Below are 5,477 nucleotides of genomic sequence, written 5' to 3'. Positions count from 1 at the left end.
CGGTTATGACGGGCCGGTGACACTGGTCGGCGACGAGCCGCATCTGCCCTATGAGCGACCGCCGCTGTCGAAGGACGCGATGACCGGTGAGGCTCCGGGCATCAAGGCGATCGCCACAGAGGAGCTCTTCGCCGAACGCGCGATCCGGCACATCCATTCCGTCCGGGCCGTCGCGATCGACCGCGCGGCCCATATCGTGCAGCTGTCGGACGGCTCTTCGCTTGCCTACGACAAGCTGCTGCTGGCCACCGGCTCCGTGCCGCGGCAGTTGCCGATGCCAGGCCTTGGGTCGCGCTGCGTCTATCTGAGGACCTTCAGCGACGCGTTCGCCATCCGTGCCCATCTCGGTGCGGAAAGGCGCATCGCCGTCATCGGCGGTGGGTTCATCGGGCTGGAGCTTGCCGCCTCGGCGCGCAAGCTCGGCGCCACGGTCACCGTCATCGAGGCGCAGCCGCGCATCCTGAGGCGCGGCGTGACGGCCGAGATCGCGGAGATCATTCACAAGGCGCATGAGGCCGAGGGCGTCCCGATCCGCACCGGCCAGGGGATCGCCGCGATTGCCGATGACGGCAAGGACGTCGCCATCACGCTGGCCGACGGACAAAGGATCGTTGCCGATCTCGCGGTGATCGGCATCGGCGCCGTGCCGGTGACGGCGCTTGCCGCCGAAGCGGGGCTCGCGATCGACAATGGCATCGCCGTCGACGAGCATTTGCGCACCGCCGACCCGGATATCTTCGCCGCCGGCGATTGCTGCTCGTTTCCGCTGGCGATCTATGGCGGCCGTCGCGTGCGGCTGGAGGCCTGGCGCAACGCCCAGGAACAAGGCGCATTGGCCGCCAGGAACATGATGGGCGCCAACGAGGCGCATGGCGCCGTGCCTTGGTTCTGGTCGGATCAGTACGGCCTGACCTTGCAGATCGCCGGGCTTCCCGACGAGGGCAAGAGCATCGTGCGGCGCGACCTCGACGACGGCGCCTTCATTCTGTTCCATCTGGCGGAGGACGGCAGGCTGGTCGCCGCCAGCGGCATCGGCCCCGGCAATGCGGTGGCGCGCGATATCCGCCTGGCGGAGATGCTGATCGCCAAGCGGGGGAAGCCGGCGCCGGAAGCGCTCGGCTCGCAGGCGGTCAAGCTGAAGTCGCTGCTGGCAGCTTGAGGTCTGGTTAGAAAAGCGCCTTCAGCTCGTCCAGCTTGTCGTTGACCAGCCAGCCGTAATAGTTCTCCTCGGGCAGCTTTTCCGGTTCGCCGGCGGCGCGGCGTCTGTCGTTCTCGGCCTTCAGCGCATAGGCGCGCTGCTCGGGGTTGCCGACATTGTAGAGCGTGGCGGTAAGCCCCGGATTGTGGGAGATGTCGAAGCCGGCGATGCTGCGATAGGCGTCGATCGACTTCCTGATGGTCGCTGCAACGTAAGGCAGCGTCAGGTCCGGGTCCATGATGGTCTTGTAGACCGCATTGGGATCCTCGACATCAAGCTTCGGCAGGCCGGAGACCTTGTGCACGAGATCGCTCATCTGCAGCGCGGTCAGCGGGTTCAACTGGCCGAGACCGAAGGTCTGGCCGGCATAATAGGGCTGGAAGAAGGTTGCGCCGAAGCGGTCGTTGGGGAAGCTTGTGCCGCCGACGGTCTTGCCGCGAAAGGCATGGTTCCACACCTGCTCGCGGCATTCCCACAGATCGTAGCTGTCGTCCATGCCGGCGCATTTCTTGAATTCCGGCCGCTGAACGAAATCGCCGACATCCTCGCCCTCATAGGCGAAGGTCAGCTTGCTCGACAGATAGGACATCGCCTTGACGTAGTAGGTCTGCAGGCGGTCATAGGCGTCGACATTGTAGGTGTGCTCGCCGACGATGGCGCCGACGATATGCATCGGATCGATACCGTAGGCAGCCGCCACCTTCCTGATCTTGCCGCGCAGCTCGGCATCGTTCTGCAGCAACGCGTAGACTTTACGGTACTTGGCCTGGAAGGTGGTGTTGGTTGCCTGGGTGCGCCGGCTGGACGCGCCCGGAATGTCCGGCTGCACGGCGTTGCGATTGCCCGGAGGCACCATGGTCGCGGCATCGGCGATCGTCACCGCCGCCGCCAAAGCGATGCCCAGAAAAAGCAGGATATATTTCTTCATGCCGCCGCCTTTGAATTCGCGGCAAACTAGGAAAAGCGCACGACAGAGTCGAGAGAAGGCGCGGTCAAACCGGATCGAAAGGCGGCCAGATGGTACCGTCTGGCCACACTGCAGGTTTTAGATAAAGGACCGTCACCAAGAGATCAGCCGCCGTTAAATTGCCGAGCCGGCGGATATCGGTCAACGGCATTAATCCGAGCCAGCTGAGAGCTGCTCCAGGGTCATGCAGAGATTGGCGATTTCACGGGGAGCCTTCTGGTGCAGCACTCGTACAAGGCGTTCATCCGCGGTCACAAAGCGACAGTTTCGGCTCATCGCAAGGCAGACATACATGCAGTCATAGGCCGGATGACCGATATCCGTCGCCAGTTCGGTCGCTTTGGCGAGCAATCCCCGCATGCCGAACAATTCGATATCGCTACGCTCCAGCAAGCTTGCGGCCATCTTCGCCTCTTCGCGACTGACTTCACCGCGCAGGACCTTCTTCCAGAGAATGTTGGCGCACTCAACGATCAGCAGTTCCGGCGCCGCGAAGCGTCGACCATGCCGCAAGCCAAGTGCCAGAGACGTACCCTCCTCCTCGACCACCCATTTGACAGCGATGCTGGCGTCTACGACGAGCGTTTCCGTCACCGTTCGTCACGTCCTTCGCGCAGCAGCACTTCGGAGGGTGTCTGCTTTCGCTGCGCGGTGAGCCGCCGCAGCCGGGCGGCCAGTTCATCGAACGAGGGCTCGCTCTCATTTTCCAGCGCCTGCCTGAGGATTTCACGGTGCTCGGCCTCAGCCGAGCGCCCATGCCGGGCGGCACGCATCTTCAGCTTGGCGATCAAGTCGTCATCCAGATTGCGGACGTGCAGATTTCCGGCCATACGCCTTCCATGCTCTCATTGAGAGCAATGATAGCATTGGGCCAGCATCCAATCAAGACCCGCGCTGGGCGCGGCAGACATCCGTCCCATGCGCCAACGAGCGAGAAGGAAGGATAGCTGCCGCCGGCGGCGGAGCTACAGGATGAAGCGCGACAGGTCGGTGTTGCGCGACAGGTCGCCGACATGCTTCTCGACATAGGCGGCGTCGATGACGACTTGGGTGCCGTTGCGGTCCGGCGCGTCGTAGGAGATCTCGTCCAGCACGCGCTCCATGACCGTCTGCAGGCGCCGTGCGCCGATGTTCTCGACGCTGGCGTTGAGGTCGACGGCGATGCCGGCCAGCGAATCGATGGCGTCGTCGGTGAAGCTCAGCTCGACGCCCTCGGTCTTCATCAGCGCGATATACTGCTTGATGAGGCTGGCCTCGGTCTCGGTGAGGATGCGGACGAAATCCGCCTTCTCCAGCGCGCGCAGCTCGACGCGGATCGGCAGGCGGCCCTGCAATTCCGGCAGCAAGTCTGACGGCTTCGAGACGTGGAAGGCGCCGGAAGCGATGAACAGGATATGGTCGGTCTTGATCGGCCCGTATTTGGTCGCGACCGTGGTGCCTTCGACCAGCGGCAGCAGGTCGCGCTGCACGCCCTCGCGCGACGGGCCGCCCGAAATGTCGCTCCTGGCCGCGATCTTGTCGATCTCGTCGAGGAAGACGATGCCGTCGTTCTCGGCCGAGTCCAGCGCGCGACGCACGACCTCGTCCTGGTCGAGCAGCTTGTCGGACTCGTCGTTGACGAGCAGCGCGTAGGAATCGCGCACCGTCGTCTTGCGGGTCTTGGTCCTGCGGCCGCCCATCGCCTTCGACAGCATGTCGTTGATGTTGAGCACGCCGACATTGGCGCCCGGCATGCCGGGGATCTCGAAGCCTGGCATGCCGCCATTGCCGGTGTCGGCCACCTCGATCTCGATCTCCTTGTCGTCGAGCTCGCCGTCGCGCAGCTTCTTGCGGAAAGAATCGCGCGTGGCCGGGCTCGCCGTCTTGCCGACCAGGGCTTCCAGCACGCGCTCCTCGGCGTTGATCTGGGCGCGCGCGGCGACATCCTCGCGCATCTTTTCGCGGGTCAGGCCGATGGCGACCTCGACGAGGTCGCGCACGATCTGCTCGACATCGCGGCCGACATAGCCGACCTCGGTGAACTTGGTCGCCTCGACCTTGACGAAGGGCGCGCCGGCGAGCCGCGCCAGGCGGCGCGAGATCTCGGTCTTGCCGACGCCGGTCGGGCCGATCATCAGGATGTTCTTCGGCATCACCTCTTCGCGCATCTGGCCTTCCAGCTGCTGGCGGCGCCAGCGGTTGCGCAAGGCGATGGCCACGGCGCGCTTGGCGTCCTTCTGGCCGATGATGAAGCGGTCGAGTTCCGAAACGATTTCGCGGGGAGAAAAGGTGCTCATATTACTCAAATTCCACTTTGCCACTGCCTGATGGACTCGAACGGATGCAGCAGCATGATCACGTTGAGCGTCAGATTGTCCCGGATGATGTAGCCCGTGCCGAGCTCGAAGATGAGCGCCAGGGCCACGATCACCCATATAGGTAGCTTTCGCGCCATCACAAATCCCAGCACCATGAACAGCGTGTCGGACACCGAGTTGATGATCGAATCGCCGTAATAATTCAGCGAGATGGTGCCGGCGCGGTAGCGCTCGATGATGAAGGGGCTGTTCTCCAGGATCTCCCAGCCGCCTTCGATGAGGACGGCGAAGGCGAGCCTCAACCCGACCGGCGAGCGCGGGAACAGCGCCCAGGCCAGCGCATAGAACAGGAAGCCGTGGATGATGTGCGAGAAGGTGTACCAGTCGGCGATGTGCTGGGAATTCTCCGAGCTGTTGACCACGCCGTGCCAGAGCTTGACGTAGCCGCAGGTGCAGATCGGCGGATGCCCCATGCCGTATAGGGTGCCCGCCTGGAACACGATCAAGGCGAGCACCAGCAGCAGGCCCATGCGCCAGCTGTCCTCATAGGCGGAAAGAGTCTTGTCCTCAGGCGCGGTCATTCGTCAGTCCCCCAGATCTTCATCGTCGTCTTCGTCCGCATCGACGGCCATCAGCACGACGTCCCCATATTGCGAATGCCTGTGGCCGATCGGCCTGAAGCCGGCCTTCTCATAGGCGCGGATGGCGCGGCCGTTGTCGGGATGCGGGTCGATGATGACGCGCGGCGCGCCTTCCCCGAACAGTTCCTCGACGAACTGGCTCAGGATTGCCGAGCCATGGCCGACACCGACCAGCTCCGGCGGGCCGATCGTAAGATCGACGCCCAGCGTGCCGAAGGGCTGGTCGGCGTAAGGATGGTCGTCCTCCAGATGCGGATCATAGCTCTGCAGATAGGCGATCGGCCTGCCGTCGAGCTCGACGATCAGCGGCTCCACCGAGACCGAATCCATATGCTCGCGGATCTCGGCGATTTCCTTGTCCGGATCGTCCCACC

Annotated in this window: 7 protein-coding genes; 1 reads left to right on the top strand and 6 read right to left on the bottom strand. The window is 63.8% G+C overall.

From position 1 onward, the window contains the following. Positions 1-1,159 (top strand): FAD-dependent oxidoreductase (locus EOA24_RS26060; protein WP_127410213.1); only part of this gene is annotated, 1,159 nt, incomplete at its 5' end. Between the two features lie 7 nt (positions 1,160-1,166). Here the strand turns inward: EOA24_RS26060 and EOA24_RS26055 are convergent. From EOA24_RS26055 to EOA24_RS26030, 6 genes are all read right to left on the bottom strand, one after another. Then, positions 1,167-2,126 carry a DUF1402 family protein gene (locus tag EOA24_RS26055; RefSeq protein ID WP_126080085.1) on the bottom strand — a complete coding sequence of 320 codons (960 nt, stop codon included), beginning with the start codon at positions 2,124-2,126 and terminating at the stop codon, positions 1,167-1,169. Positions 2,127-2,315: 189 nt separating this feature from the next. Continuing rightward, positions 2,316-2,759 (bottom strand): type II toxin-antitoxin system VapC family toxin, encoded by a 444-nt coding sequence (locus EOA24_RS26050; RefSeq protein ID WP_126080086.1) that lies wholly within the window; start codon positions 2,757-2,759, stop codon positions 2,316-2,318. After that, the gene (locus EOA24_RS26045) at positions 2,756-2,995 is read right to left on the bottom strand and encodes a hypothetical protein (RefSeq protein WP_126080087.1); all 240 of its coding nucleotides are present in this window, start codon (positions 2,993-2,995) and stop codon (positions 2,756-2,758) included. Before EOA24_RS26045 ends, EOA24_RS26050 begins: the two co-directional genes overlap by 4 nt. Positions 2,996-3,130: 135 nt before the next feature. Continuing rightward, on the bottom strand, positions 3,131-4,441 hold the full coding sequence (hslU, locus tag EOA24_RS26040; protein ID WP_126080088.1) for an ATP-dependent protease ATPase subunit HslU: 1,311 nt from the start codon (positions 4,439-4,441) through the stop codon (positions 3,131-3,133). 5 nt (positions 4,442-4,446) lie between these two features. Further along, positions 4,447-5,043, bottom strand: coding sequence for a DUF2585 domain-containing protein (locus tag EOA24_RS26035; RefSeq protein WP_126080089.1), 597 nt, complete (start codon positions 5,041-5,043; stop codon positions 4,447-4,449). 3 nt (positions 5,044-5,046) lie between these two features. After that, a partial coding sequence (locus tag EOA24_RS26030) for a GNAT family N-acetyltransferase (RefSeq protein ID WP_133374614.1) occupies positions 5,047-5,477 on the bottom strand: 431 nt, incomplete at its 5' end.

It is taken from the genome of Mesorhizobium sp. M2A.F.Ca.ET.039.01.1.1 (genome assembly GCF_003998035.1).
Classification (GTDB): domain Bacteria; phylum Pseudomonadota; class Alphaproteobacteria; order Rhizobiales; family Rhizobiaceae; genus Mesorhizobium.
This window is presented reverse-complemented; position numbering and strand designations above follow the sequence as displayed.

Coding starts and splice junctions, on each gene's coding strand:
- hslU (WP_126080088.1), bottom strand. CDS start 4,441: ATGAGCACCTTTTCTCCCCGCGAAATCGTTTCGGAACTCGACCGCTTC.
- EOA24_RS26035 (WP_126080089.1), bottom strand. CDS start 5,043: ATGACCGCGCCTGAGGACAAGACTCTTTCCGCCTATGAGGACAGCTGG.
- EOA24_RS26045 (WP_126080087.1), bottom strand. CDS start 2,995: ATGGCCGGAAATCTGCACGTCCGCAATCTGGATGACGACTTGATCGCC.
- EOA24_RS26055 (WP_126080085.1), bottom strand. CDS start 2,126: ATGAAGAAATATATCCTGCTTTTTCTGGGCATCGCTTTGGCGGCGGCG.